Raw genomic sequence first — 24,521 nt, 5'->3', positions numbered from 1 at the left:
CGGCGGGTGAGCGCAAACCCCCTCACGCTCACCCGCAGGCTCCGCCGTCCGACCCGCTCCGGTGCGCGATTCCACCGTTTCGTCAGATGTCGCGGACCGCGTCGATCGTGCCGTCGTCGATCGCCGCCAGGTGGCGACGGTGGTCGTCGTCGGTGAGATCGGCGTAGCGCTCGGAGAAGTCGGCGACCGCCTCGTCGAAGGTCGCGTCGTCGCCGAGGTACCCGGTGATCGCTGCGGCGTCACCGGTGCGTGCGTGGGCGACCGCGAGGGTCCGACCGCACAGGTCGCCGTAGATGCGGAGTGCTTTGCCGCCGAGTTCCTCGATCGGCCACGATCCCTTGCCGTCCCAGAGTTGCCGGAAGTAGAAGTCGGCGGTCTGGCCGGTGCTCGTGTAGGTGAACCGCGACCAGCCGAGGAAGACGTCGCCGGCGGCCTGCATGAGGCGCTGCCCCTGTACGACGCGTTCACCGGCGGTGTCGAACGCGCTCGGTTCGAGGGCCGGTTCGAGCACCGACGCCGTCGCCTCCTTGAACTGCAGCACCAGCGGGTCGCCGTCGGCGGTGGTGCACAGCAAGATCAGGCAGCGAGTGCCGACACTGCCGACCCCGACGACCTTGCGGGCGACGTCGACGGTCCGGTAGCGCTCGAGGACCCGACGGCGCGAGAGCGGCAGCGTGGCGAGGTACTGCTCGAAGAACGATCGGATGTCGTCGCGTTCGTCGTCGTCGAGGTCGGGCAGTCGTTCGACGAGCGGCGGGTCGTCGACGAAGCGGAGGCGACCGTCGACCTCGTTCGTGAGCTTCGACACGGCACGCAGACTGTTCTTCTTGCGAGCCTTGCCGATCAGCTTGTCGGCGTGTTTGCGACCCTCCGAGCGCAACCGGGCGATGATCTCGTCGACCTCGAGGCGGAAGTAGTAGAGCTCGAGCGGGTCGACGACGGCGAGCTTCGCGATCGCGTCGCGGTAGCCGGCGACGGCGGCGAGCGCGGCGCGGCGGGCCTTGCTCTCGCCGAGCTCGTTGGCGCGGGCGGCGACGACCATCGAGGCGGCCAGTCGTTTGACGTCCCACTCGAACGGACCGGGCAGCGTCTCGTCGAAGTCGTTGACATCGAACACCAGTCGGCGGTCGGGCCCGTTGAACACGCCGAAGTTCGACAGGTGGGCGTCGCCGCACAGCTGGACCCACAGCCCGCTCGACGGGACCGTCGAGAGATCGTCGGCCATGACGGCCGCTGCCCCGCGGTAGAACGTGAACGCGCTGGCGCTCATGCGGCCGTGGCGGATCGGGACGAGGGAGGCGAGTCGGTTCGTGTCCTGCCCGGCGAGGATCGCGACGGGATCGCCGCGTTCGGTCGGGACTCGTGCGTGCTCGTCGAGCGGGACGTCGCGTCGGCGTTCGACACCGAACGAGCGTCGGTCGGACGCCGTGGTCGTGGCGGATCGGCGGACGGCGTCGCCCGCCGACTCGTGGGATCGTCCGGTTCGGGGGGTGACCGGGGCCGGGAGTTGGTTGGTCACGGCTCGACGGTACTGCGTCGCCGGACTGCCCGTCGACGGGCCGTTGGTCCCGAACTCACGTCCACGATGGGGACGTGCCGAGTGTCAGTCGCCTTCTTTGACCGCCCGCAGGATCAGGGTGGTCGGCACCGGGCTGATCTCGCTGACACCCAGTTCGAGGATCTGGTCGACTCGGAAGTTGGAGCGCGCCAGATGGATGAACCAGTCGCCGATCGTGCGACCCACGGTGCCGTACGGATGCACCTTCGAACCCATCTCGTCGGTCGTGTAGACCCGGGCGAACGGGTGCGGCACGGCGATCACGAACGGCTTGCCCGATCGCATCACCCGGTGCACCTGGCGCAGCAAGCGGCCCAGGTCGTCGACGTCGAGGAGCGAGTGGTTGGCCACCACGAGGTCGAGCGACGCGCTGCTGATCGCGCCGAGGTCGGCGAGCTCGGTCGTGATGCCCTGGACGGTCACCTCCGCCTCGGCGGCAGCGCTGCGCAACGCCTCGATCTTCGACTCGTCGGGATCGACGGCGATCGATCGGGCGCCGCACGATGCGAACGCCAAGGCGTTCTGTTCGCGGCTGACGCCGAGTTCGAGTGCGCGCTTGCCGTCGCCGATGTCGCCGCAGACGCGCAGCTCTGCGTCGGTCGGGATGTCTCGGCCGAATCTGATCACTGACGTGGTCACGGCACCAGTTTGCCGGATCTCGCCCGGTTCGGACGGGATCGCTCGCTGCGGGGTGACGGGCTCAGGGTGTGATGGAACGCATCGGGCTGGCGGCCACGGGAAGGAGATCGGCGTCGTACGCGACGACCGCCCAACTCATGCCGTCGGAGACGCTGGGTCCGGGTGACCCGTCGGCCAGTTGGGTCGCGCCGCCCACGAACACCTCGGTCTCGCGTCCTCGCCACGCCCAATACGCCTCGCCGGACGGTGCGTAGAGGTAGACGGCGTAGTGATCGGCGCCGTCGACCGCATCCCAGATCAGGCGTGGTCGGAGCCCGCCGCCCGATTCCGGGGTGTGCTGTGCGATGACGACCTCGAAGTCGCCGTAGAACGGTTCGGGCGGCACCGTGGTGGCGATGGGCTGTGTGGTCGCCGTCGGGGCGGTGGTGGCGGGCGACGCAGGCTCGGTCGTCGCGGCGGTCGAGTCGGTGTCGGCCGGCGTGGTGACGGCGCTCGTGTCGTCGGGGCTGTCGTCCGCCGCCGTGTCCACGACGGTGGTCGTGTCGCCGTCGGAGGTCGTGTCGCCGTCGGTCGCCGTGTCGTCGTCGCCGGACGCGCAGCCGGCGACGAGCAGCAGCGCAGCGGCGGCCGCCACGAGGCGTCGGGCGGTCACTCGTCCGCTCCCGGCACGGCGCCTTCCCAGCTCTCGCCCAGGTCGGTCTGGTACACGGCGCGGGCGTCGTACGGGACGCCGTCGACCTCGTACGTCCACCCCATCGCCGCCCCGATCGCCATCACGCGGCGGGTGTCGTCGTTGATCGCGATCAGCCCGTCGGCCGGGTCGACGTTGGCGGCGAGGATCCGGCTCCCACCGTCGATGAGGGTGTTGAGGGCGGCGTCGGCGTAGAAGGGGTTCGGCGAGCCCGGACCGATCGCGGCGTTGCGGACCCCGAGGTGGACGAGGTGCTGGAACTGGGTCGACGTCATGGCGTCCTGGCCGGCGGTCGAGATGATGAGGTTCTGGATGACGAACGTCAGCCCGTTGATGAAGGTCTCGACGTTGTCGGGTCCGTAGAGCCGTCGGTCGCACTCCGACAGGTTGCGCAAGGTCGTGAGGACGGCCTCAGTCCGGGCGCCGAGCGACGCGACCTGGTCGAAGGTCCAGCTGCCCGCCCCGGCGAACGAGTTGTACTCCTGCAGGAGGCTGGCGGCGAGTTCGAGGATCTTGGCGCGGCTCGTGACATCGGCGCCGTCGACGGTTGCGGCGTCGAGGAGCTGGTCGATCCCGTCGGTCACCTCGGCCGACTGTCGATAGCCGAACCAGTAGCCGTCGAACGTCGCGTCCCATCCGAGGGTGTCGAACTCCTGCTCGACGGCGTACGCCCAACGGCCGTAGGCCTCGTCGCACGTCGTCGACTCGACCTCCAGCGCGATGGGGCTGATCGTGTTCGCATTGTCGATCGACATCGACCGTGCGGCGCCGGCGACGTCGACCCGGACCTGGCCGGTCGTCGACGAGTTGCCGCTGAGCACCAGTTGCTCGTTGCTGCCCCCGATCGGACCACCACCGGCGAACGTGAGGTCGGCGACGGCGGACAGCGTCGCCCCACCCGCGGATCCGGAGAACTCCATCGTCGCCTCGCCCTGGTGCGCCCAGGTGCCCTCGGCGGTGTCGTCGTCGAACACGCTGAACTCGAAGTCGGCGGGGATGCTGCCGTCCCAGGTGATCGTGATGCCGTCTTGCGTTGCCGTGGCTGCACCGAACGCGTAGCCGACGGCCAGCCACGGTCCGACCTCGAGCGGGAACGTCTCGACCGCCGGTTCGTCGGTGCTCGCGTCGACGCGCGGTGTCGCCGCCACCAACAGTCCCGCGACGACGGTGAGGATCGCCGCACCGCGCAGTCGCTTCCGCCGAAGTCGTCCGCCCATTGGCGTTGCACCTTAACAAGGCGGGCGGAGGGCGGCCGCCGGCGCTCGACGGGCGGGCGCGTGGGTGCGCCGGAGGCAGGTCGGGCGGGAGCATCTATGCTCGATGTATGGGCTTCTCGGTCGGTGCGTTGCGTGGAGGCGAACAGCCCCAACGCGGCATCGTCGACCATCGGCTGGCACGCCGGATGCTGATCAATCAGGTGCGGCTGGGGCGCATCTCGCGCACCGAGGTGTGCGACGCCCACCCCGAGCTCATCCGTGCCGCCCGGAACGTCGGCACCGAGACGGCGGCCGAATGCCCGATCTGCGAAGAATCGAAGCTGTCGATCGTCACCTACGTGTTCGGTCATCGGCTCCCGGCGTCGGGCAAGTGCGTGTCGACGGCGAAGGAGATCCGCGATCTGCGTCGCATGCTGCGCAAGTACGGCGGTGAGATGACCGCCTACGTCGTCGAGGCGTGCCCCGAGTGCCGCTGGCACCACCTGCTCCGCATCATCCCGGTCTGACCAGCCCGTCGACGACCGCGGTCCACCCGGTCGACCGATCGCCCCTCCCGGATCGCCGGTCCCGGATTGCCGGTCCGGGCGATGGCACCCCTACGCTCGGCCCATGCCCAACAGCTGGTTCGAATCGGTCGCAGTCGCGCAGCGGCGCGCGAAGCGGCTCCTCCCCCGTTCGGTCTACAAGGCGCTCGTCGCCGGCACCGAGCGCGGCCAGACGCTCGACGACAACGAGGCGGCGTTCCGCGAGCTCGGCGTGAAGCCGCTCACCGCCGGTCAGCCGGCCGAACGGGCCATGGCAACCGAGGTCATGGGCCAGCCGCTGTCGATGCCGGTGATGATCTCGCCGACCGGCGTGCAGGCCGTCCATCCCGACGGTGAGGTCGCCGTGGCTCGTGCGGCCGCCGCCCGCGGCATCGCGATGGGACTGTCGTCGTTCGCCAGCAAGCCGATCGAAGAGGTCATCGCCGCGAACCCGCAGACGTTCTTCCAGATCTACTGGGCGGGCGATCGCGACTCGATGGCGGCTCGGCTCGACCGTGCCAAGGCAAACGGCGCGGTCGGCCTGATCGTCACCCTCGACTGGTCGTTCGTGCACAGCCGCGACTGGGGCAGCCCCGACATCCCGCAGGACATGAGCCTGCGCACGATGGCCAAGCACGCACCCGAAGTGGCCGTGAAGCCGCTGTGGCTGTGGGAGTGGGTGCGCACGGGCGCGCTGCCCGGTCTCGGTGTGCCGAACTTCGTCCAGCCCGGTGAGCGCGTGCCCGGGTTCTTCGAGGCGTACGGCACCTGGATGGGCACGCCGCCGCCCACGTGGGACGACATCGCCTGGCTGCGCGAGCAGTGGGGCGGCGAGTTCATGGTCAAGGGCATCATGCGCGTCGACGAGGCCAAGCGGGCGGTCGACGCCGGCGCGACCGCCATCTCGGTGTCGAACCACGGCGGCAACAACCTCGACGGCACACCGTCGCCGATGCGGGTGCTGCCCGGCATCGCCGCGGCGGTCGGAGACCAGGTCGACGTCGTGATGGACGGCGGCATCCGCCGCGGCAGCGACGTCGTGAAGGCACTGGCGCTCGGCGCCAAGGCGACGATGATCGGCCGTGCCTACCTGTGGGGCCTCGCCGCCAACGGTCAGGCCGGCGTCGAGAACGTGCTCGACATCCTCCGGATGGGCATCGACTCGGCCATGTTGGGCCTCGGCAGGTCGTCGATCGACGACCTGTCCCCCGACGACCTCCTCATCCCCGACAACTTCGAACGCTGAAGCGGCGAGGCGTGGTCGGTACGGTGGCGGCATGACGGAGTTCCGGGGTTTTCAGGCGGTCACCGACGGCGAAGCGGTCGAGCGTGGGGTGACCACGCTCACCACCGACGATCTGCCCGATGACGGTGTGCTCGTCGAGGTGCATTGGTCGAGCGTCAACTACAAGGACGGCCTGGCCTCCACCCCGACCGGCAAGGTCGCCCGCATCTCACCGATCGTCCCGGGTGTCGACCTGAGCGGTGTGTTGCTCGAGGACGCGCCGGGTATGCCGGCCGGCACCGAGGTGATCGCCCACGGTTACGGCATCGGCGTGTCGCGCCACGGCGGCTACGCCGAACTCGCCCGCGTCCCCGCCGACTGGCTGGTGGCGTTGCCCGACGGCTTGTCGTTGCGCGACTCGATGGTGGTCGGCACCGGCGGCTTCACCGCCGCCCTGTCGGTGATCGCCCTGCAGGATCACGGCGTCACACCCGACGCCGGTCCGGTGCTCGTCACCGGTGCCACCGGTGGTGTGGGCTCGACCGCCGTCGACATCTTGTCGAACCTCGGGTACGAGGTCGTCGCCAGCAGCGGCAAGGCCGACGCCGCCGACTTCCTGCGTGGCCTCGGCGCCTCCGACGTGATCGACCGGGCCGAGTTCTCGGAGGAATCGAAGCGTCCGCTCGAGTCGACGCGGTGGGCCGGCGCGGTCGACTGCGTGGGCGGTGTCACGCTGGCGAACGTGCTGAAGCAGGTGCACTACGGCGGTTCGGTCGCAGCGAGCGGGCTCACCGGTGGCCCCGGCCTGCCGACCACCGTGCTGCCGTTCATCCTCCGTGGCGTCAACCTGCTCGGTATCGACTCGGTCGAGATGGACATCGCGCGGCGCCGCGCGGCATGGGCCCGCATCGGCTCCGACCTGAAGCCGTCGAATCTCGACGCGATCGGCCACGACGTGACCCTCGACGATCTCGACACGGTCCTCACCGACATTCTCGCCGGCAAGGCCAAGGGCCGCAGCGTCGTCGCGCTGCGCTGACGCGCGATCGACCCCCTGAGCTGTCGGCTACACGGCCGGTTCGTGGGGGTACTGGGTGAGGCACGAGAAGCACCAGCGCTCGACCTCGTCGACGACGCGCTCGCCCGCCTCCTGATCCCACGATCCGATCGTCACGTATTTGCGTCGGACCGGGTGGAGTTCGTCGGCGTCGGCGCCGCACGACTCGCAGATGAGCGCACTCGTCATGATCACGACGATACGGGCTCGGGCGACGGGTGTCCGATGTGGACGAGGCCTAGCCTGCATGGCCGATGCGTGGCGTGCTCGTGACCTTGATGCTGGTGGCCGGATTGGTCGGCTGCTCGTCCGACGACGGGTCGGGTGATGCCACCGCTGTCGCCTCGACCCTCGTCGACACGGCGCCGACGACACCGCTCGTGGCGACCGAGCCGACCGTCACGGCGAACGCCGAAACCGCAAGCACCGAACCGGCAGTCACCGATCCAGCCGGCACCGAGCTCGCGAGCACCGAGCCGGCGAGCACCACGGTGCCGGCCGAGTCGGTGACACCGGAGGGGTTCGACCGGGTGCGGGCCACCGTGACCACCGCCGACGGCGAGGTGTGCGAGTTGTGCCTGTGGATGGCCGACTCGTCGCGGTCGCGAGCACAGGGCTTGATGGGCGTCACCGATCTCGGCGACGGCGACGGGATGGCGTTCGTCTACGGCGCGCCGCACACCGGCACGTTCTGGATGAAGAACACGCCGCTGCCGCTCTCGATCGCGTTCTTCGACGAGCAAGGTGGCTACCTCGACTCGTTCGACATGGAGCCGTGCGAGGCCGACCCGTGCCCGGTGTACCCGACCGCTCCGCAGTTCCTCGTCGCGATCGAGACGGTGCAAGGCGGCCTCGACGCCCTCGGCATCGCCGAGGGCAGCCGCCTCCGACTCACCACCCTCGCCTGCGAATAGTGACCGCCGGTCAGGCGGTGGCGGTCGCTTCGGCGAAGACGAACCGGTTGACGTCGACGAACTCGGCTTCGTCGTCGGGCACCTGGTCGCCGGGGAAGATGGCGTCGACCGGACACACCGGCATGCAGGCGTCGCACGCCGTGCACTCGTCCGGATTGATGTAGAGCATCGAGTCGCCGTGCAGGTGCTGCAGGTCGGGGTGCGGCTGGTGCTCGTTGGCGACCTCGCCGTCGGGGAACTCGGAGACGAGCTTGCCGTCGCGGATCTCGTAGATGCACTGCACCGGACACACCTCCACACAGGCCTTGTCCTTGGTGTCGATGCACGGTGACGTGATGACGTACGGGTCTGCCATGTCGAGGTTCCTCCTCGTGTCGCTGACACCCGGGCCTACCCGCGGCACCGGTCCCCGAAACAGATGGGGTCAGGCACCTTCTGTTCCCTGACCGATCGGTCATCACCACCAGTTGAACAGAAGGTGCCTGACCCCTTCTGTTCAGGAGCTGAACAGAAGGTGCCTGACCCCATCTGGTCAGGTGGTGGAGGTGGCGGCGAGCCAGGCGTCGTACAGCCGGCGGTACGGGCCGTCGGCGGTGAGGAGCTCGTCGTGGTGGCCGTCTTCCACGAGCCGGCCGTGGTCGAGCACCAGCACCCGGTCGGCGCGCGCCGCCGTCGACAGGCGGTGTGCGATCGCGATGGTGGTCCGGCCTTCGGCGAGGTGCTGGAGGGCGCGTGACGTGCGCACCTCGGTGAGCGCGTCGACCGACGAGGTCGCCTCGTCGAGGATCAGCACGTCGGGGTCGGCGACGCCGGCACGCAAGAGCGCGACGAGCTGACGTTCGCCGGCCGAGAGCGCGTCGCCTCGTTCGCCGACCCGGGTGTCGAGACCCTCGGGCAACGAGTCGATCCAGTCACGGATGTCGAGCGTGTCGACGAGCCGATCGACCTGTGCTCGGCTGGTGTCGGGCTCGGAGAACACGGCGTTCGCGTAGATCGAGTCGTCGAAGAGGAATGGTTCCTGCGCCACGACGACGAGCCGGGAGCGCAGATCGGCGTCGGCCACCTGGCTGAGCGGCACCCCGCCGAGGCGGATGTCGCCGGCGATCGGGTCGGCCATGCGGGCGATGAGGCGGCCCAGCGTGGTCTTGCCCGAACCGGTCGCACCGACCATCGCCACCTGCTGGCCGGCGGGGATGTGGATCGAGATGTGTTCGAGCACGACATCGTCGGAGCCGGTGCGCACGCCGCGGCTGCGGTAGGCGAAGGTGACGTCGTCGATGTCGATGTCGAGGCGGCCGGCGGGCAGGGGGCGTGGGTGTTCGGGCGGTGGCGGTTCGACGGGGATGTCGAGCACGCCGAGCACGCGGCGCAGGCCCGCCACGGCGGTCTGGGTCTGGTCGAGCACCTCGGTGAACTCGGCGATCGGTTCGAGGAACCGGTACGTGAGGAAGATGAAGCCGATCAGGGCACCCGACGTGAGCCCGCCGCCTGGGCCGATGCCGACGCCGACCGCGACGATGGTGGCGATCGTGACGACCGAGAACACCTCGCCGAGCGGGAACAGGAACGCACCGATGATGCCGCCGCGGATCTGGGCGTCGGATCGCTTCTTCACCAGCTCGTTGTTCCGTTCGAGCAGCATGTCGCCGGCGTCGTACTCGCGAATCGTCTCGGCGCCGGTGACGAGTTCGCTGACGGAGCCGAGCATGTCGCCGACGCGACGACGTGCCGTCTCGTAGGCCTTCACCAGGTGACGCTGCACGGCTTGCAGCACGATGAAGAGCGGGATCGCGAACCCGATCGCGATCAGGGCGAGCAGCCAGTTGTAGGCGAGCATGACGCCCGCGACGATCACCATCAGGGTGCCGTTGATCAGCCAGGCGAGGCCTCCCCATCGGAAGAACTCGGCGAGGGTCTCGATGTCGCTGGTGGTGCGGGCGACGAGCGCGCCGCGACGTTCCTCGTTGTGGTCGGCGAGGCTGATCTTGTGGATGTGGTTGATGAGCCGCGTCCGCAGGTCGTTGAGGGCCTGCTCGCTGCGTGTGCCGAGGCGGACGATCGCGGTGCGTTGGCTCACCGCCGCGATCAGTTGGGCGACGATGCCGATCACGGCGCACCAGGCGACGAACGACATGTCGACGCTGATGCCAGACCCGCTGTCGTCGAGGCCGCGGTCGATCGCCTGCTGGATGACGATCGGCACGATGACGCGGCCACCGGCGCCGACGGCGGCGAGGAGCCAGGTGAGCGCGAGGCCCTGGCGCAGGATCGGTGCCTCCTGGAGGCCGCGGCCGATGGTGCCGGAGGCGGAGAAGCGGCCGATCGGTTCGGTCATCACGTGGTGGGTCACGACGCACCTCCGGCCGGTGCTGCGCGGTCGGTCTCGAACGCTTCGACGAGTTCTCGGTAGTCGGGCACGTCGTGCATGAGCCGCTCGTGTTTGCCGTGGTCGAGGATGCGGCCCTGCGCCATGAACAACACGTCGTCGGCGAGGGCGATGGTGGAGGGGCGGGAGGCGACCATCACGATCGAGGTGTGCTCGAGCGCAGTGCGCAGGTTGTCGAGCACGGCGAGTTCGGTCGCCGGGTCGAGCGCTGAGGTGGTGTCGTCGAGCAGCAGCAGGGCGGGCCGCCGGACCAGGGCGCGTGCGAGTGCGATGCGCTGACGCTGGCCGCCCGACAAGGTGACGCCGCGTTCGCCCACGGCGGTGTCGAGACCGTCGGGCAGGTCGCGGACGAAGCCGTCGGCGCATGCCCAGCCGAGCGCCTCCCACACCTGGTCGTCGGTGACGTCGAGACCGACCGTCACGTTGTCGCGGACCGTGCCGCCGAACAGGAAGGCCTCCTGGAACACGATCGCGGTCGGTCCGGGTGTGACCGAGACCGTCCCCGCCGTGGCAGGCAGCACACCGCCGATGAGGTCGACCATCGTGCTCTTGCCGGCACCGGTCGCTCCGACGATGGCGGTGACGGTGCCTCGCGGCACGAGCAGGTCGGCGGGGTGGACGACCGGTGACGACTCGCCGGGGTACGTGTACGACGCACCGTCGAGCTGCACGGCGAGTTCGCCGTGGGTGTGGCCGATCGAGTCACGTGGGTCGGGGTCGAGCGGCTCGTCGAGCACGGCTTTCACGCGGCGGTAGCCGGCGTCGGCGTGGGGCAGCTCCGACAGGGCGTAGCCGATGATCCGGAGCGGGAACACCAGCAGCGTGAACATGAAGATGAAGCCCGACAGCTGGCCGATCGTCAGGTCGCCCGACTGCACCCGGCTGGCGCCGAGCACGACGAGGCCGATGTTCGTGAGCGACGGGATCGACTCGAGAAACGCCTCGAACGTGCCGCGCAGGTAGACGGCGCGGACGCGTGCATCGCGGATCTTCGACGCCATGGTCGACAGGCGCTGCGTCTCGCGTTCGCCCGCGCCGTACGCCTTGACGAGCTGGACCGCCTCGAAGCTCTCGTGCACGGCACCGGAGAACTCGCCGAGTGCCTGCTGGGCGTTGTCGAAGTGGGCGTCGACACGGTGCTGGTAGATCACGTTGAGGATGATCAGGACCGGGAAGATCGACACGGCGACCGCGCCGAGCACGAGGTCGGTGGCGAGCAGGTAGGCCGCCGACACGAAGATCAGCAGGACGGTGCCGCATGCGAACGGGATCGGCGCGAGAGCGCTGATCGAGGTCTCGACGTCGACGCCGGCTCGGGCGACGAGCTGGCCGTCGCTCTGGCGGCGGTGCCAGCTGGCCGGCTGGCGGATGAAGCGTTCGCTCACCCGGTCGGACAAGGTCTCGGCGACACGCCACTGGGTCATGCCGGCGAACGAGCGCCGCATGACGACGCCGGTGGCGCGGACGACGCCGACGCCGATGATCAGGGCGCAGCCGGCGACGAGGGTGCTGCGGCTCACACCACCCGGTTCGAAGGCGGGCAGCACGACCTCGTCGATCACCCACTCGATCGCCATGCTGGACGCGACGGTGAACAGGGCGAAGACGAACGCGCCGGCGACCGCCGCCGCGAACAGTTTCGGGTGGAGACCGACGAGTTCGCGGACGAAACGGGCGTACCGCCGAGCGCGACTCACGGAGCGTTTCTACCAGCACACCCCGACAACCCGCATGTCGGTTGTCGGATGAGGTCAGACCCCAACCGACGAGTCTCGCGATGCGGGAGTCCTGGGTTCGTCGGTTGGGGTCTGACCTCATCCGACGTGTCGGTTCGGGAAACCCTGTCACAGCCCTGTGGCAGGCTCGTGCACATGTGCGAGTTCGCTCCGATACGCTTGCGGGGTCATATTCACCCTGCTCCCACACGCCTCGCACGGCACGGGGGAGCCTCAGGTCGGGCCGAGGGGCCCGATCGCAGTCCGAAGGGAGTGCATCACGCATGACGCGTGCTTACGAACTGATGGTCATCATCGACGGTGACGTCGACGAACCCAAGGCCCAGGCGTTCACCAAGATGGTGTCCGACGAGATCGACAAGGCCGGGGGAGTCCTGCACGGCAAGCCCGATTGGTGGGGCAAGCGAGCATTCGCCTACCCGATCAACAAGAGGGAAGCCGGCTTCTACTTCGTGGTCGAGTGTGTCGCCGACGGTGGCGCCCTCGACGAACTCGAGCGCCAGCTCCGCCTCGCGGACGAAGTCGTCCGCCACAAGCTGATCCGACTGCCCGACGCCGAGGCTGCTCGCCGCGGCATGGCGGTCACGGCCTGATCAGCCCCGGCTGACAGGCGAACACGAAGGGAGCCATCATGGCCAACGACAATTTCGTCCAGATCATCGGGAACGTCACCCGCGATCCCGAGCTGCGCTTCACGACCGGCGGCACCGCCGTCTGCTCGTTCGGCGTCGCTTGGACCCCGCGTCGGCGTAACCCCCAGACGGGCGAGTGGGAAGACGGCGAAACGACGTTCTTCAACTGCTCGGCCTGGCGTGACCTCGGTGAGAACATCGCTGCGACCATCTCCAAGGGCACCCGCGTCGTGGTGACCGGCTCGGTCCGGTCGCGCGACTGGGAAGACCGCGATGGCAACAAGCGCACCTCGATCGAGATCGACGTCGACGATTGCGCACCGAGCCTCCGCTGGGCCCAGGCCCAGATCGAGCGCACCTCCCGTCAGGGTGGGGGCGGCGGTCAAGGCGGCGGCGGTGGCTTCTCCGGCGGTGGCGGTGGCGGCGGTGGCCGTCAGCCCGATCCGGTCTACGGCGACGAAGAACCCTTCTGATCAGCCCCGACTCCTCTGTCGGCGTCGAGCGGTCGCTCGGCGCCCATTCGTAACGAACCGATCTCTGCATCGTCCAGGAAGGACCTGAACTCATGGCCAAGAAGGCACAACGGGGACGCGGGAAGCCCGAAAACCCCCGCAAGTACAAGAAGAAGACCAGCCCGCTCATCATCGAAGACGTCGAGTACGTCGACTACAAAGACGTCGACCTGCTCAGCCGCTTCATGAGCGACCGCGCCAAGATCCGCAACATGCGGGTCAGCGGCAACGACCGTCAGCAGCAGCTCGAGGTCGCCAAGGCGATCAAGATCGCCCGCGAGATGGCGCTGCTGCCCTACGCCAACCGTGTCGCCTCGGCGCCGCGTGGCGGCCGCCGCGACGACCGTCGCGACGGTGGTCGTGACGGCGATCGTCGTCCCCCGCGCGACGAGGGCTCCGACAGCCAGGTCGAGGGCAACGAGGCCGAGGGCGACGACAACGACGACGCCCCGACGCAGGAGGGTGAGGACTGATCATGCAGGTGATTCTCCGCAACGACATCGACGGCCTCGGCAAGCGCGGCGACATCGTCGACGTGGCCGACGGCTACGCCCGCAACTTCCTCCTGCCCAAGGGCCACGGCATCAAGGCGTCGGCCGGCGCGATCGAGCAGGCCGCCAAGATGCGCAAGGCACGCGACCTGCGTGACGCGAGCGACCGCGAGGCCGCCACGACCGTCGCCTCGACGCTCGTGCCGAAGGTGATCACGCTCACCGCCAAGGCGCACGACGGCAAGCTGTTCGGCTCGATCCACGACGCCGAGATCGTCGCCGCCGTGGCCGAGCAGACCGGCATCGAGATCGACCGCAAGGCGATCATCATCGACGATCCGATCCGCACCCTCGGTCAGCACCAGGTGAAGGCGAGCCTCCATCCCGAGGTCTCGTTCCCCATCACCCTCGACATCACCGAAGCCTGACCGAGTCGGGCCAGATCGCCCGCTCGCGGCGTTGCCATCGCCCGCTCGTTGCCGGAAGGCAACTCGGGGCTCGGCTGCCTGGCGAGCGAACGATCTGATCCCGACTCGGAGTCGGGAATTCGGGACACGTGTCCGTACTGCAGAGCCCGGCCTCCTCGATGAGGCCGGGCTCTGTCGCGTCCCGACCCCATCGATGTACTCCGGGTAGCCGGAGTGGGGTGGGGTGGGTAGCCCACTGTCGGCCGTGTCCACGGCCGTGTTCGATGGACCCATGAGCAAGCGTGTGTGGCATTCGACTCTCGGGCTGGCGCTGATCGCCTCGTTGGCGGCGTGCGGCGGGGGTGACGACGAACCGGCGGCCGAACCCGCCGCCTCGGCCGAGGAGTCGGCCGACTCGGCGGACGATGCGGTGAGCGACACGACGGTCACGGCGGAAACGGTCGACGAGGGCGGCAGCGGCCTGATCGCTGCCTCGCAGTCCTGTCTCGAGTCGGCGGGCATGACGGTCACGGCGCCCGACGAGTCGAACACCGGCATGAACGACGACATGCGGGCCAACCTCGGCATCGTCGACATGGTCGTGTGGAGCAAGGGCGCCGGATGGGGCGGCACGGTCGAGGCCTACGGTTCGTCGGAGCAGGCCGACGTCGCCGAGGCGGGCTACACCGACTCCGACTGGGGCTACGAGGTCGGTCGCGTCGACGACATCGTGTTCCGGTCGACCGGCAACCCCGACGACATCACCGAGATCACCACCTGTCTCGAACAGAACGGGTGACCGTCGGGGGGTCGCACAACTCGCGCGCACCCCCGCGTCAGACTTGTACACATGGGCGACCCCGGTGTCCACGTGCAATTCACAGCAAGTCCACACCCTTGTCCCCTTCCTCCACACAGGGGTTTCCCGGCAGGCTGGTCCCCCCATGGCTGGTGACGAGTACTTCCCCATCGAAACCAGCGGCGGCGACTTCCGACCACGCGACGAACGACCATCCCAGAGTTCGCGCGGGCGCGTCCCGCCGCACAACATCGACGCCGAAGAATCGGTGCTCGGTGCGATGCTGCTGTCTCGCGAAGCGATCGGCATCGTCAGCGAGATGGGCCTCATGCCGGCCGACTTCTACCGGCCGGCCAACCGCCACATCTTCGACGCCATCCGTTCGCTGTACTCCCAGGGCGCCCCGGCCGACACCGTCACCGTCGCCGACGAGCTGCGCCGTGCCGGGCTGATCGACGAGGTCGGCGGGCCTGGCGCGCTGCACGAACTGCAGAACACCACGCCGGCCATCTCGTCGGCGGGTCACTACGCCAAGATCGTCCAGGAGACGGCGCTGCTGCGTCAGCTGATCTTCGCCGCCGGCGACATCGCCGAGATCGGCTACAGCGAACCCGACGACGTCATGAAGGCGCTCGACGAGGCCGAGTCGAAGGTGTTCAACGTCGCCGAGCAGCGCGTCACCGACTCGACCCGCCAGATCGAAGAATTGCTGCCCCAGGTGATGGACCACCTGCAGGCCACCTACGACCGCGGCGACACGATCACCGGCGTCCCGAGCGGCTACGCCGATCTCGACGAACTGCTGTCGGGGTTGCAGGAGAACGCGCTGTACATCGTCGGCGCCCGCCCCGCCATGGGTAAGTCGGCGTTCCTGCTCGGCATGGCGTCGCACGTCGCGATGGAATCGGTGAAGCCGGTGCTGTTCTTCTCGCTCGAGATGGGCCACCAAGAACTCACCCAGCGAATCCTGTCCAGCGAGGCGCGGGTCGACTCCACCAAGATCCGCACCGGCAAGCTCGCCGAGTCCGACTGGGCCAAGATCGGCAAGGCGATCGGCCGCCTCGAGGTGCCCCTGTTCCTCGACGACAACCCGCGCGTCACCGTGATGGAGATCCGCGCGAAGGCCCGTCGCATCAAGGCCCGCTACGGCGGCCTCGGTCTGATCCTGATCGACTACCTCCAGCTGATGGGCGGCACCGGCAACTCCGAGAACCGCCAGCTCGAGGTCAGCGAGATCAGCCGAAACCTGAAAATCCTCGCCCGTGAACTCGAGGTTCCGATCATCGCGGCCAGCCAGCTCAGCCGAAGCCTCGAGGCCCGAGCCGACAAGCGCCCGATGCTGTCCGACCTGCGTGAGTCGGGTTCGCTCGAGCAGGACGCCGACGTCGTCATGTTCCTGTACCGCGACGAGGTGTACCACCCCGACTCGCCCGACAAGGGTTCGGCCGAGGTCATCGTCGCGAAGCATCGTGCCGGCCCGATCGGCACCAAGCGGCTCGTCTTCCTCGGCCAGTACACGAGGTTCGACAACGCGGCCCGCAGCGGCGGCGTGTAACGCTCCTCACGCTCGGCCCCGAGGCCCCGAGGCCTCGACGACCCGCCGCGATCGGCGCAGGACGCGTCAGTCGTCGGTCTTGCGGAGGCTGCCGATCAGGCGACGCAGGGCGCCGGCGCGCCGCTCGTTGTCGTCGTCGGCCGGTGCGTCGTGCACGGGCGCCGTCGGCGGTTCGGCCGGCTGGGCGTCGAACACGGATCCGGTCGGTCGCTCGCTCCCGTTCCGCCAGGCCGTGTGGTGGTCGCGGCCGACGATGAGACGGCCCGGCGGTGTCGGCAGATCCTCACCCGGCGACGCGAGTCGGCGGCGCACGGCGAGCGATCCGGTGTCGATCGTGGCGACCGCCCGTCGCACTGCGAGCGCGTCGTCGTGCGGTGCCGGTTCGTCGACAGAGTCGTCGCGATCGCCTGTCGACTCGGCCGGCTCGGTTGCGTCGGTGCCGTCGGTCGGTTCGGGCGACGACGACCGGGTCGACTCCGTCTGCTGCTCGCCGGCGTCGTCGATGCCGTCACCGGCGTCGTCGTGCGGCCCGTTCGTCGTGTCGCCACCCGTCGGCTCCGGCGAAGACGTGTCATCGCCGTGGTCGAGCGGCCCGGAGGTGGTGACGTCGTCGACTTCGCCCGAGGGCCAGATCACCTCGAACTGCTCCACCGGTGGCACCGCAACGGGCGGCAGCTTCGCGTGTGTCGCTGCTGCGGCGGGCGCATCGCCAACGCCGTCGGGTCCGAGCTCGTCGACCCAATCGGTCTCGCGCAGCGGCGGACTGGCCGGGAACAGCTCCCGTCGTTCGTGCGTGGTCGCGGCGGTGATCGTGCTGGTCGTCGTGCTGACGAGCATCGACGGCTCGTCCCACTGGACGACGTCGTCGAGGAACAGGTCGGCCGCCGGGTCGGACTGCAGGTCGGGTCGCTCCTGCGTCGGCGGCGCCGGTCGGGCGGCCGCCGAGTCGGTGGGAGCGGGACCGGGTGCCTCTGTGGTCGGAGCTGGAGCGGGCGCCGGAGCGGGCGCCGGTTCCTCGTCCGACACCGGGCGGGCGTCGGGCGCCGGCGCCGGGAGTGCCAGCTCGGGGAGCTCGCCCCACGGTGCCGGACTGCGCGACAGATCGAGCGTCGTCCAGCGGTGCATGCCCGACGGGTGGTGCCGGTACGGCGTCGCCTCGACGTCGGTGATCGACCGCGCCGCCATCGAGCGCATCGTCTCCTCGGTCATCAACTGGTTGAGGACGAACACGGCGTCGCGGTTGATCGACGGCACACGGTCGAAGAGCCGACCGAGGTGCTCGATCTCACCGATGCGCAACATGCCGTACTCGAGTTGGGCGGTGTTGATCGCGCCGGCCTCGACGAGGCGGATGCCGAGCGTCGGGTCGGTCGAGCGTTCGGCGCAGTACACGTCGCCGCGATCGACGTACACGTGGAACTCGAGACCGTTGTCGGTGTGCGCGCGCAGTTCGCCCGTGAAGCGCTGTTCGCGAGCGGTGTCGAGGACCGTCCAGCCGGGTGCCGGCAGCGATGCCCGCAGCCCGAGCACGTCGGGGTGCGGTTGCTCGGTCATGCGGCGACCGCCTCGGTGCGGCGCAGGGCGTCGATGACCCGCTGGAGCGGGGTGCGCCACGAGTCGGGCCGCTCGAGCCGTTCGAGCGCGGCGATCAGTGCGGCGACGACGACGTCGCGCGCCGACTCGCCGTGGATCAGCTGGCACGGCACGACGGCCTCGTTCGACAGGGCGCCCAGTCGGCGTGCGATGCGGTGCGCCTCGTCGGGGTCGTCGCAGCGGTTGACGGCGACGACGAGCGGGGTGTGCAGATCGGCGAGGAGCGATCGCATCGCCTGACCGGCGAGCTGGTGCGAGGCGTCGTCGCTGCCGTCGACCACCGAGATGACGGCGTCGACGTCGCCCTTCATCACGTCGGTCATGAACGCGAAGCGGGCCTGGCCGGGCGTGCCGAACATCAGCAACTCGACGCGGCCTTCGTCGTCGGTCACCGAGTAGGTGCCGAAGTCCATCGCCACGGTCGTGCGTTGCTTGGTCGCGGCTTCGTCGCCGGTGGTCGCGACGTCGGTGTCGACGACCGGGGTCTGGCTGATCGAGCCGATGAGGGTGGTCTTGCCCGCGTTGAACGGGCCGGTGACGAGGAGCTTGACGACATGGTCGTCGTGCGCGTCCGCGCCGGTGTCGGGCGACGACATGTGTTTCCCTCCTTGTCGGTTGTTCATCGGTGCGTGGTCACGTCACCGAACCGCCTCTCCTGGCTGGCTATCGACCGATCCCACCGAGGTCTTGAATCCCGGTGTTATCGGCGACCACGGATGCGGTCCGGCGGCGAGAAATTACCACGACCGGTGGTGACAGCCGCCTGGCGACCGCTGCTGGAGCACCCCGAGTGGCACGAACGGCGGCTCGGCCGGTGGTGTGCGGCGTGTTCGAGTCCCCGTCGCAGCAGGCTCACCTGTCCGCACGGGGCGCGAATCCCGCTAGCCTCGCTCGACGGAGAGGTGCCCGAGTGGCCGAAGGGACACGCCTCGAAAGCGTGCGACGTGCAAGCGTCCGTGGGTTCAAATCCCACCCTCTCCGCCAGACGACGACGCCGGTCCGCCACGTGCGGCCGGCGTCGTTGCGCGTCCGGGATCGGGTCGTGGTGTCGCCGCCGGTGTCAGCGCCGTCGAGTCAGCGACACTCGGTGCCGGACTCGGGTGCGTTCAGATCGACGAGGTAGTCGTTGACGACATCGATCACGCACCGGTTCACGCCGTAGCCGGTGTGCTGGTCGGCCTCGACGATGACGAGGCGGCCGTCCTCGAGCGTCTCGGCCATGCGCACCGTCGACTCGAACGGCGTCGCCGGGTCGCCGGTCGTGCCGATCACGACGATCGGTCCGGCTCCGGCACCGGTGATGTCGACACGTGGGTCGAGCGGTGTGTCGAAGAAGGTGCAGAAGTAGCTGCCGATCGAGCCCTCGGGCACGAGCAGGGGTGCGACCTCGCGGAACTGTGCGACCTCGGCGTCGGCCTCCTCGACCGTCTCGCGGTCGGCGGTGTCGGCGCACGAGATCACCTGGAACGCCTCGAGTTCGTTGCCGTAGGTGCCGTCGGACTGGCGTTGGTAGTACGCGTCGTTGAGCGCGAGCAGGCCGGCGGCGTCGCCGTTCGCAGCGTCGGCCAGCGCACGTTCGAGCGCCGGCCAGAACGACTCGGAGTACATCGCCTGGATCGTGGCGACGAGGGCGACGTCGCGGTTCACCGGCGGCCGATCGGGCTCGACGTCGGACGGTTCGGCGTCGAGCGACGCCAGCAGGTCGACGAACGCCGTCTCGGCGTCGCCGTCGTTGTGGAACTCGCAGCTGCTGTCGGCGCTGCAGCGAGAGAGGAACGTCTCGAGCGACGCCTGGAAGCCGGCCATCTGCTGCAGCGATCCCTCGAGGGCGTCGGCGTTCGGGTCGGCAGCGCCGTCGAGCACGGCGGCGCGCACGGTGTCGGGGAACAGGGTCGCCCAGGTGGCACCCAGCTCGCTGCCGTAGCTGAACCCGAAGTACGAGATCTCGTCCTCGCCGAGCGCCTGTCGCAACGCGTCGATGTCGCGAGCCGAGTTGTTGGTGCCGACGTACTCGAAGTAGCCGGCGTTGTTCGTCTCGCACGCCTCGACGAAGTTGGCCGCGACGCCGACGGCGTTGGTGCGGTCTTCCTCGGTCTCGGGTGTGAGGTCGACGGCGGTGAAGTACGGGTCGAAGTCGTCGATGCAGTCGATCGCCGGTTCCGACTCACCGGTGCCGCGCGGATCCCAGCCGACGATGTCGAAGTGGTCGAGCAGGTCGCGATCGAACACCTGGGTCGCGAACAGTGCGTAGTCGGATCCGCCGAAGCCGGGTCCGCCCGGGTTGATGAGGAGCGAGCCGATCCGCTCGTCCTGGTCGAGGGCTCGGTGTCGGGCGACGAACAACTCGAACTGGTCGCCACCGGGGTTCTCGTAGTCGACCGGCACCGACACGGTGGCGACGTCGACGTCGTCGTCGAACTCGCTCCACTCGATCGGCGCCACCTCGAACGTGTCGGGCTCGTCGCCGGAGGCCGGCTCGTCGGTCTGCTCGTCGGCGTCACCGTCGTCGGCCGGTTCGTCGACATCGTCGGTCGCGGGTTCATCGGCCGGCTCGGCGTCGGTGGTCGGTGACGCCTCGGTCGACTCCGGTGCTGCGTCGTCGTCGGAGCCGGAGCTGCACGCCGACAGTGCGAGGGAGGTCAGGGTGATGGCGGCCACCGCCGCTCGCGTACGCCCGGTCATAGCCGAGCAGCGTAGGGGCCGACCCGGTTCGTGCGGTGGAGCGGGCCCGATCCGTCTCGGCTCGATCTCAGGCGTCGCTGCCGATCCGTGCTCGTAGCCTGCTGGTGTGCGGATGGGTCCCCACCACATGATGCCCCGCGACACCGACGCCGTGAAGGACGCGGCGGTCGGCCGCGACACGATGCGGCGCGTATGGGGATTCGCCCGCCCGTATCGGGGCACGATCTTCTTGTTCCTCGGCGCGATCCTGCTCGCCGCACTCCTGGCGCTCGTGCCGCCGTTCGTCGTCCGGGCGATCCTCGACGACGCGATCCCGAACGAGGACCGGGGTCAGATCTGGTGGTTGGCCGGCATCGCGGTCGCCGCTGCGCTGACCGACGCCGTGCTGCAGATCTTCCAGCGTTGGTGCAGCGCCCGTGTGGGCGAAGGGCTCATCGCCGATCTGCGCAGTGCCCTGTTCGCCAAGGTGCAACGGCTGCCGCTCGCCTTCTTCACCCGCACCCCGACCGGCACCATCACGAGCCGCCTCAACAACGACGTGATCGGGGCCCAGAGCGCCGTCACCTCCACGCTCGGCAGTGTCGTCAGCAACGTCGTCGTGCTCGTCACCACACTCGCCGCGATGCTCGCGCTCGAGTGGCGCCTCACGATCCTCGCCCTGATCGTGTTGCCGGTCTTCATCGTGCCGGCGCGGCGTGTCGGGCGGCGACTGCAGGACATCTCGCGTGATCAGATGCAGCACAACGCCGCGATGAACACCCAGATGACCGAGCGGTTCAACGTGTCGGGCGCGATGCTCGTCAAGCTGTTCGGCACGCTCGATCGTGAGCAGTCGCAGTTCGACGTCCGTGCCCACGCCGTCCGCGATGCGGGCGTGCGGTCGGCGATGCTCGGCCGTGTCTTCTTCGTGGCGCTCGGCCTCGTCGCCGCGGTGGGCACGGCCGCGATCTACGGCATTGGCGGTCAGCTCGTCGTCAGCGGTGACATCACGGCCGGGACCCTCGTCGCCCTCGCCGCGTTGGTCACGCGCGTGTACCAGCCGCTCACCGGCCTGACGAACGCCCGCGTCGACCTGATGACCTCGATGGTGTCGTTCGAACGGGTCTTCGAGGTGCTCGACGCTCCCGAACCGATCCACGACCGTCCCGGTGCCGTCGACTTGGTGTCGCCGCGTGGCGAGGTCGAGTTGCGTGACGTCACCTTCCGGTATCCGCCCGCCGCCGATTCGGCGATCGCGTCGATGGAGACGCAGGCGATCCCGGGTGCCGACCCCGACGTCGACGTGCTGGCGGGACTGTCGCTCCGGGTCGCGCCCGGCGAGACGCTGGCGCTGGTCGGCGCATCGGGCGCCGGCAAGAGCACGCTGGTGTCGCTGGTGCCGCGCCTGTACGACGTCAGTGAGGGGGCGGTGCTCGTCGACGGGGTCGACGTGCGCGATCTCACGCTCGCGTCGCTGCGCGGGTCGATCGGTGTCGTCGCTCAAGACCCGCACCTGTTCCACGAGTCGATTGCCGACAACCTCCGCTACGCCCGCCCCGACGCGACCGAGGTCGACCTGATCGAGGCGTGCCGTGCGGCCCGCATCCACGAGACGATCGCGGCGCTGCCCGACGGGTACGACACGATCGTCGGTGAGCGCGGCTACCGCCTGAGCGGGGGCGAGAAGCAGCGGGTGGCGATCGCCCGGCTGTTGCTGAGGAACCCGGCGATCATGATCCTCGACGAGGCGACCAGCCATCTCGACAACGACAACGAAGCGCAGGTGCAGGCGTCGATCGACGCCGCGTTGCACGGGCGGACGGCGATCGTGATCGCGCATCGCCTGTCGACCGTGCGATCGGCCGACCGGATCGCGTTCCTCGAGGCGGGCCGCATCGTCGAACTCGGCTCGCACGAGGAGCTGCTCGACCGCGACGGCCGCTACGCCGCCCAACTCCGCGTCGGCCTCCCCTGAGTCGGCCGCGCCACCGATCGGGAGGTCAGTCGGTGTCGTCTGGCTCGGGACGCGCAACGGGCCACCCGTTGCCGGGTGGCCCGTCGGTGATGCGTGCGTGTGATCAGGCGTTGTCGTCGTCGGCTGCCGCTGCCTCGGCGGTCGGGGTGTCGGTGGTCGGCGCCTCGTCGGCGAGGGCTTCGGGGCCGCTGATGTTCTCGGGCTTGTCCTCGCCCTTGGCCTTGTCGGACACCTTCTCGTAGGTGTCCTTCGCCGTGGCGGTGGCCTTGCCGGCGAGGTCCTTCGTCTTGGCCTTGGCCTTCTCGACCTGCTCGCTGTCCATCGTCTCGTCGAACTTGTCCTTCGCCTTGCCGAAGGTGTCCTTGAGCTTGTCCATGAATCCGGCCATCTGCGTGTCTCCTCGCTGGGTCGTGGGGGTGGCCGCAGCGTCGTCGTGATTGCTGCGTGGCCGCCACCTTACCGGCGGGTAAACACCGGGTTGGACGGCGTCACCCACCCGAGCGACTCCGACCCGCCACGACCCCCCCACGTTCTCGGTGGGTTCGGTCCGGGTTGCCGGACGAGAGCCGCCGAGATCGTGGGTCGGTGAGCGAGCTCGGGTTCTCGGTGAGTCGGGTCCGGGTTGCCGGACGAGAGCCGCCGAGATCGTCGGCGGCCCCGCGGCTCACCGGGGGGCGGGCGTCGGGTCAGGCGTCGGGGAGGATGGCGCGGGCCGTGCCCTGGCCGTGGGCCTCGAGGTCGTAGCCGACCTGGCAGAAGCCGTGGTTGCAGTAGCCCCGCGGGTTCTTGTGGAGGTAGCCCTGGTGGTAGTCCTCGGCGTAGTAGAAGACCCCGTCGCCGGCCTCGTCGGCGAGGGCGATCTGGGTCGTGATCTCGCCGTAGCCGGCAGCGGTCAGCGCCGCCTGGTACCGGTCTCGCGATGCCAGCACGGCGTCGAGCTGCTCCTGCGTGCTCGTGAACACCGCCGAGCGGTACTGGGTACCGATGTCGTTGCCCTGACGGTTGGCGGTGGTGGGATCGTGGTTCTCCCAGAACGCCTTCATGAGCTGGTCGACGGTGATCTGCGCGGGGTCGTACACGACGAGCACCGACTCGGTGTGGCCGGTGCGGGCGGTGCACGTCTCCTCGTAGGTGGGGTGCTTCGTCCAGCCGCCCATGTAGCCGGCGGCGGTGGTGTAAACGCCGGGGAGCTGCCAGAAGATGCGTTCGGCGCCCCAGAAGCAGCCCATGGCGACGACGATCTGTTCGGTGCCGTCGGGGAACGGCGGCACGATCGGCGTGCCGAGCACCACGTGCTCGGGGTTGACCTGCAGCGGCGTGTCGCGACCGGGCAGCGCTTCGTCGGGGGTGATCATCCGAGTCTTTTCGCGCGAGAACATGCTTCCAGCGTACGACCACCCACAACGCCTGCCAGGTCGCCCCACCCGAGTTCGCGAATCGTTTCGCCCCGCCGGATCATGCGGGTCGGGTGTCGTACGGAACACCGAGGCGCAGCCGAGGCGTTTCGGGAGATCACCCGACCCGGACGCGTACTCGCGGCGCCGGAGTCGGGTGATCTTCGGAAACGTCGACTCCGTCGCCGTTCCCTCCGACACCCGACCCGACTGCTTTCGGACTGCGATCAGCGGTGGCGAGTGAGGGTTCGTTCGGTGGCTTCGGCGCGGGCTCGGTCGGCGTCGGCGTCGGGGGGTTCCCACCAGGGGTGGCCGCGTTCGCCCAGGGCGATCTTGGCATCGTGCACGGCGTCGCGTGCCGTCCGTTCGGCATCCTCGTCGCCGGATCCGCGAGCCGCACCGACGGCGCGCCGGGCGCTCATCAACGCGTGTCGCAACTCCGTCGCGAGTTCCTCGGGCAGCGACGGGTCGGTGGCGCGCCAGCGTCGTCCGTCGACGACGATGTATCGACCGTCGGGCGTTCGTTCCACCTCGCTCATCGAACGAGCGGCTACC

General features: G+C 69.3%; 24 protein-coding genes, 1 tRNA gene and 1 pseudogene. 12 read left to right on the top strand and 14 right to left on the bottom strand.

What is annotated here, in order from left to right; all coding sequences use genetic code 11:
• Positions 1-82: 82 nt before the first annotated feature.
• From BDK89_RS21015 to BDK89_RS21000, 4 genes are all read right to left on the bottom strand, one after another.
• The gene (locus tag BDK89_RS21015) at positions 83-1,519 is read right to left on the bottom strand and encodes a DUF2252 domain-containing protein (protein ID WP_208294156.1); all 1,437 of its coding nucleotides are present in this window, start codon (positions 1,517-1,519) and stop codon (positions 83-85) included.
• Positions 1,520-1,603: 84 nt separating this feature from the next.
• Positions 1,604-2,197, bottom strand: a complete 594-nt coding sequence (locus tag BDK89_RS21010) for a class I SAM-dependent methyltransferase (RefSeq protein WP_166657754.1) — start codon at positions 2,195-2,197, stop codon at positions 1,604-1,606.
• A 61-nt stretch (positions 2,198-2,258) separates the two neighbouring features.
• Complete coding sequence (locus BDK89_RS21005; protein WP_133870822.1) at positions 2,259-2,849, bottom strand: hypothetical protein; 591 nt, start codon at positions 2,847-2,849, stop codon at positions 2,259-2,261.
• On the bottom strand, positions 2,846-4,105 hold the full coding sequence (locus tag BDK89_RS21000; RefSeq protein ID WP_133870821.1) for a hypothetical protein: 1,260 nt from the start codon (positions 4,103-4,105) through the stop codon (positions 2,846-2,848). Before BDK89_RS21000 ends, BDK89_RS21005 begins: the two co-directional genes overlap by 4 nt.
• A 107-nt stretch (positions 4,106-4,212) precedes the next feature.
• Between BDK89_RS21000 and BDK89_RS20995 the strand changes: the two genes are divergently transcribed.
• From BDK89_RS20995 to BDK89_RS20985, 3 genes are all read left to right on the top strand, one after another.
• On the top strand, positions 4,213-4,611 hold the full coding sequence (locus BDK89_RS20995; RefSeq protein ID WP_133870820.1) for a DUF5318 family protein: 399 nt from the start codon (positions 4,213-4,215) through the stop codon (positions 4,609-4,611).
• Between the two features lie 103 nt (positions 4,612-4,714).
• Positions 4,715-5,875, top strand: coding sequence for a pre-mycofactocin synthase MftD (mftD, locus tag BDK89_RS20990; protein ID WP_133870819.1), 1,161 nt, complete (start codon positions 4,715-4,717; stop codon positions 5,873-5,875).
• 31 nt (positions 5,876-5,906) lie between these two features.
• A complete protein-coding gene (locus BDK89_RS20985; RefSeq protein WP_133870818.1) occupies positions 5,907-6,893 on the top strand; it encodes an acrylyl-CoA reductase family protein in 987 nt (328 codons plus the stop codon).
• Between the two features lie 27 nt (positions 6,894-6,920).
• On the opposite strand, the gene BDK89_RS20980 is transcribed toward BDK89_RS20985, so the two are convergent.
• Positions 6,921-7,100 (bottom strand): hypothetical protein, encoded by a 180-nt coding sequence (locus BDK89_RS20980; RefSeq protein WP_133870817.1) that lies wholly within the window; start codon positions 7,098-7,100, stop codon positions 6,921-6,923.
• Between the two features lie 65 nt (positions 7,101-7,165).
• Here BDK89_RS20980 and BDK89_RS20975 point away from each other — a divergent pair, with 65 nt between their 5' ends.
• Positions 7,166-7,825 carry a DUF192 domain-containing protein gene (locus tag BDK89_RS20975; protein ID WP_133870816.1) on the top strand — a complete coding sequence of 220 codons (660 nt, stop codon included), beginning with the start codon at positions 7,166-7,168 and terminating at the stop codon, positions 7,823-7,825.
• Between the two features lie 10 nt (positions 7,826-7,835).
• On the opposite strand, the gene BDK89_RS20970 is transcribed toward BDK89_RS20975, so the two are convergent.
• The 3 genes from BDK89_RS20970 to BDK89_RS20960 all read right to left on the bottom strand — a co-directional run bounded on the left by BDK89_RS20970 (position 7,836) and on the right by BDK89_RS20960 (position 11,908).
• Positions 7,836-8,180 carry a 4Fe-4S dicluster domain-containing protein gene (locus tag BDK89_RS20970; RefSeq protein WP_133870815.1) on the bottom strand — a complete coding sequence of 115 codons (345 nt, stop codon included), beginning with the start codon at positions 8,178-8,180 and terminating at the stop codon, positions 7,836-7,838.
• Between the two features lie 177 nt (positions 8,181-8,357).
• Positions 8,358-10,160 (bottom strand): ABC transporter ATP-binding protein, encoded by a 1,803-nt coding sequence (locus tag BDK89_RS20965; RefSeq protein ID WP_133870814.1) that lies wholly within the window; start codon positions 10,158-10,160, stop codon positions 8,358-8,360.
• An 11-nt stretch (positions 10,161-10,171) separates the two neighbouring features.
• The gene (locus BDK89_RS20960; RefSeq protein ID WP_133870813.1) at positions 10,172-11,908 is read right to left on the bottom strand and encodes an ABC transporter ATP-binding protein; all 1,737 of its coding nucleotides are present in this window, start codon (positions 11,906-11,908) and stop codon (positions 10,172-10,174) included.
• Positions 11,909-12,210: 302 nt separating this feature from the next.
• Between BDK89_RS20960 and rpsF the strand changes: the two genes are divergently transcribed.
• The 6 genes and pseudogenes from rpsF (at position 12,211) to dnaB (ending at position 16,343) form a co-directional block, all read left to right on the top strand.
• Positions 12,211-12,540: a 30S ribosomal protein S6 gene (gene rpsF, locus BDK89_RS20955; RefSeq protein ID WP_133870812.1), complete on the top strand. Its 330-nt coding sequence runs from the start codon at positions 12,211-12,213 to the stop codon at positions 12,538-12,540.
• Between the two features lie 38 nt (positions 12,541-12,578).
• Positions 12,579-13,052 (top strand): single-stranded DNA-binding protein, encoded by a 474-nt coding sequence (ssb, locus tag BDK89_RS20950; RefSeq protein WP_133870811.1) that lies wholly within the window; start codon positions 12,579-12,581, stop codon positions 13,050-13,052.
• A 92-nt stretch (positions 13,053-13,144) separates the two neighbouring features.
• Positions 13,145-13,393 (top strand): annotated as a pseudogene (gene rpsR / locus BDK89_RS22750) (30S ribosomal protein S18); the annotation flags it as partial.
• A gap of 173 nt (positions 13,394-13,566) precedes the next feature.
• Positions 13,567-14,010 (top strand): 50S ribosomal protein L9, encoded by a 444-nt coding sequence (rplI, locus tag BDK89_RS20940; protein ID WP_133870810.1) that lies wholly within the window; start codon positions 13,567-13,569, stop codon positions 14,008-14,010.
• A 271-nt stretch (positions 14,011-14,281) separates the two neighbouring features.
• Positions 14,282-14,788 (top strand): hypothetical protein, encoded by a 507-nt coding sequence (locus BDK89_RS20935; protein ID WP_133870809.1) that lies wholly within the window; start codon positions 14,282-14,284, stop codon positions 14,786-14,788.
• Between the two features lie 145 nt (positions 14,789-14,933).
• Positions 14,934-16,343 carry a replicative DNA helicase gene (gene dnaB, locus BDK89_RS20930; protein ID WP_133870808.1) on the top strand — a complete coding sequence of 470 codons (1,410 nt, stop codon included), beginning with the start codon at positions 14,934-14,936 and terminating at the stop codon, positions 16,341-16,343.
• Between the two features lie 66 nt (positions 16,344-16,409).
• On the opposite strand, the gene BDK89_RS20925 is transcribed toward dnaB, so the two are convergent.
• Together BDK89_RS20925 and BDK89_RS20920 are read right to left on the bottom strand one after the other, a co-directional pair.
• Positions 16,410-17,897, bottom strand: a complete 1,488-nt coding sequence (locus tag BDK89_RS20925; RefSeq protein ID WP_133870807.1) for a hypothetical protein — start codon at positions 17,895-17,897, stop codon at positions 16,410-16,412.
• Positions 17,894-18,532, bottom strand: coding sequence for a GTP-binding protein (locus BDK89_RS20920; protein ID WP_166657753.1), 639 nt, complete (start codon positions 18,530-18,532; stop codon positions 17,894-17,896). The genes BDK89_RS20925 and BDK89_RS20920 overlap by 4 nt, the downstream gene beginning before the upstream one ends.
• Before the next feature lie 300 nt (positions 18,533-18,832).
• Here BDK89_RS20920 and BDK89_RS20915 point away from each other — a divergent pair.
• A tRNA-Ser gene (locus BDK89_RS20915) sits at positions 18,833-18,920 on the top strand.
• Between the two features lie 90 nt (positions 18,921-19,010).
• Here BDK89_RS20915 and BDK89_RS20910 read toward each other — a convergent pair.
• Positions 19,011-20,618: an alpha/beta hydrolase gene (locus BDK89_RS20910; protein WP_133870805.1), complete on the bottom strand. Its 1,608-nt coding sequence runs from the start codon at positions 20,616-20,618 to the stop codon at positions 19,011-19,013.
• Positions 20,619-20,730: 112 nt separating this feature from the next.
• On the opposite strand from BDK89_RS20910, the gene BDK89_RS20905 reads away from it, so the two are divergent.
• Complete coding sequence (locus BDK89_RS20905) at positions 20,731-22,572, top strand: ABC transporter ATP-binding protein (protein WP_243839265.1); 1,842 nt, start codon at positions 20,731-20,733, stop codon at positions 22,570-22,572.
• A gap of 103 nt (positions 22,573-22,675) precedes the next feature.
• On the opposite strand, the gene BDK89_RS20900 is transcribed toward BDK89_RS20905, so the two are convergent.
• The 3 genes from BDK89_RS20900 to BDK89_RS20890 form a co-directional block, all read right to left on the bottom strand.
• A complete protein-coding gene (locus BDK89_RS20900) occupies positions 22,676-22,960 on the bottom strand; it encodes a hypothetical protein (protein ID WP_133870804.1) in 285 nt (94 codons plus the stop codon).
• 298 nt (positions 22,961-23,258) lie between these two features.
• On the bottom strand, positions 23,259-23,951 hold the full coding sequence (gene msrA, locus BDK89_RS20895; RefSeq protein WP_133870803.1) for a peptide-methionine (S)-S-oxide reductase MsrA: 693 nt from the start codon (positions 23,949-23,951) through the stop codon (positions 23,259-23,261).
• A gap of 242 nt (positions 23,952-24,193) precedes the next feature.
• Positions 24,194-24,505 carry a hypothetical protein gene (locus tag BDK89_RS20890; protein WP_133870802.1) on the bottom strand — a complete coding sequence of 104 codons (312 nt, stop codon included), beginning with the start codon at positions 24,503-24,505 and terminating at the stop codon, positions 24,194-24,196.
• Between the last annotated feature and the right edge of the window lie 16 nt (positions 24,506-24,521).

It is taken from the genome of Ilumatobacter fluminis (assembly GCF_004364865.1).
Lineage (GTDB): Bacteria > Actinomycetota > Acidimicrobiia > Acidimicrobiales > Ilumatobacteraceae > Ilumatobacter > Ilumatobacter fluminis.
The sequence above is the reverse complement of the archived record's forward strand: the minus strand, read 5'-3'. Positions and strand labels throughout refer to the sequence as shown.

What these genes read in the sequence shown, in the direction of transcription:
- BDK89_RS21000 (WP_133870821.1), bottom strand. Translation starts at nt 4,105, where the DNA reads ATGGGCGGACGACTTCGGCGGAAGCGACTGCGCGGTGCGGCGATCCTC.
- BDK89_RS20995 (WP_133870820.1), top strand. Translation starts at nt 4,213, where the DNA reads ATGGGCTTCTCGGTCGGTGCGTTGCGTGGAGGCGAACAGCCCCAACGC.
- mftD (WP_133870819.1), top strand. Translation starts at nt 4,715, where the DNA reads ATGCCCAACAGCTGGTTCGAATCGGTCGCAGTCGCGCAGCGGCGCGCG.
- BDK89_RS20985 (WP_133870818.1), top strand. Translation starts at nt 5,907, where the DNA reads ATGACGGAGTTCCGGGGTTTTCAGGCGGTCACCGACGGCGAAGCGGTC.
- BDK89_RS20980 (WP_133870817.1), bottom strand. Translation starts at nt 7,100, where the DNA reads ATGACGAGTGCGCTCATCTGCGAGTCGTGCGGCGCCGACGCCGACGAA.
- BDK89_RS20975 (WP_133870816.1), top strand. Translation starts at nt 7,166, where the DNA reads ATGCGTGGCGTGCTCGTGACCTTGATGCTGGTGGCCGGATTGGTCGGC.
- BDK89_RS20970 (WP_133870815.1), bottom strand. Translation starts at nt 8,180, where the DNA reads ATGGCAGACCCGTACGTCATCACGTCACCGTGCATCGACACCAAGGAC.
- BDK89_RS20965 (WP_133870814.1), bottom strand. Translation starts at nt 10,160, where the DNA reads ATGACCGAACCGATCGGCCGCTTCTCCGCCTCCGGCACCATCGGCCGC.
- rpsF (WP_133870812.1), top strand. Translation starts at nt 12,211, where the DNA reads ATGACGCGTGCTTACGAACTGATGGTCATCATCGACGGTGACGTCGAC.
- ssb (WP_133870811.1), top strand. Translation starts at nt 12,579, where the DNA reads ATGGCCAACGACAATTTCGTCCAGATCATCGGGAACGTCACCCGCGAT.
- rplI (WP_133870810.1), top strand. Translation starts at nt 13,567, where the DNA reads ATGCAGGTGATTCTCCGCAACGACATCGACGGCCTCGGCAAGCGCGGC.
- BDK89_RS20935 (WP_133870809.1), top strand. Translation starts at nt 14,282, where the DNA reads ATGAGCAAGCGTGTGTGGCATTCGACTCTCGGGCTGGCGCTGATCGCC.
- dnaB (WP_133870808.1), top strand. Translation starts at nt 14,934, where the DNA reads ATGGCTGGTGACGAGTACTTCCCCATCGAAACCAGCGGCGGCGACTTC.
- BDK89_RS20925 (WP_133870807.1), bottom strand. Translation starts at nt 17,897, where the DNA reads ATGACCGAGCAACCGCACCCCGACGTGCTCGGGCTGCGGGCATCGCTG.
- BDK89_RS20920 (WP_166657753.1), bottom strand. Translation starts at nt 18,532, where the DNA reads ATGTCGTCGCCCGACACCGGCGCGGACGCGCACGACGACCATGTCGTC.
- BDK89_RS20910 (WP_133870805.1), bottom strand. Translation starts at nt 20,618, where the DNA reads ATGACCGGGCGTACGCGAGCGGCGGTGGCCGCCATCACCCTGACCTCC.
- BDK89_RS20905 (WP_243839265.1), top strand. Translation starts at nt 20,731, where the DNA reads ATGGGTCCCCACCACATGATGCCCCGCGACACCGACGCCGTGAAGGAC.
- BDK89_RS20900 (WP_133870804.1), bottom strand. Translation starts at nt 22,960, where the DNA reads ATGGCCGGATTCATGGACAAGCTCAAGGACACCTTCGGCAAGGCGAAG.
- msrA (WP_133870803.1), bottom strand. Translation starts at nt 23,951, where the DNA reads ATGTTCTCGCGCGAAAAGACTCGGATGATCACCCCCGACGAAGCGCTG.
- BDK89_RS20890 (WP_133870802.1), bottom strand. Translation starts at nt 24,505, where the DNA reads ATGAGCGAGGTGGAACGAACGCCCGACGGTCGATACATCGTCGTCGAC.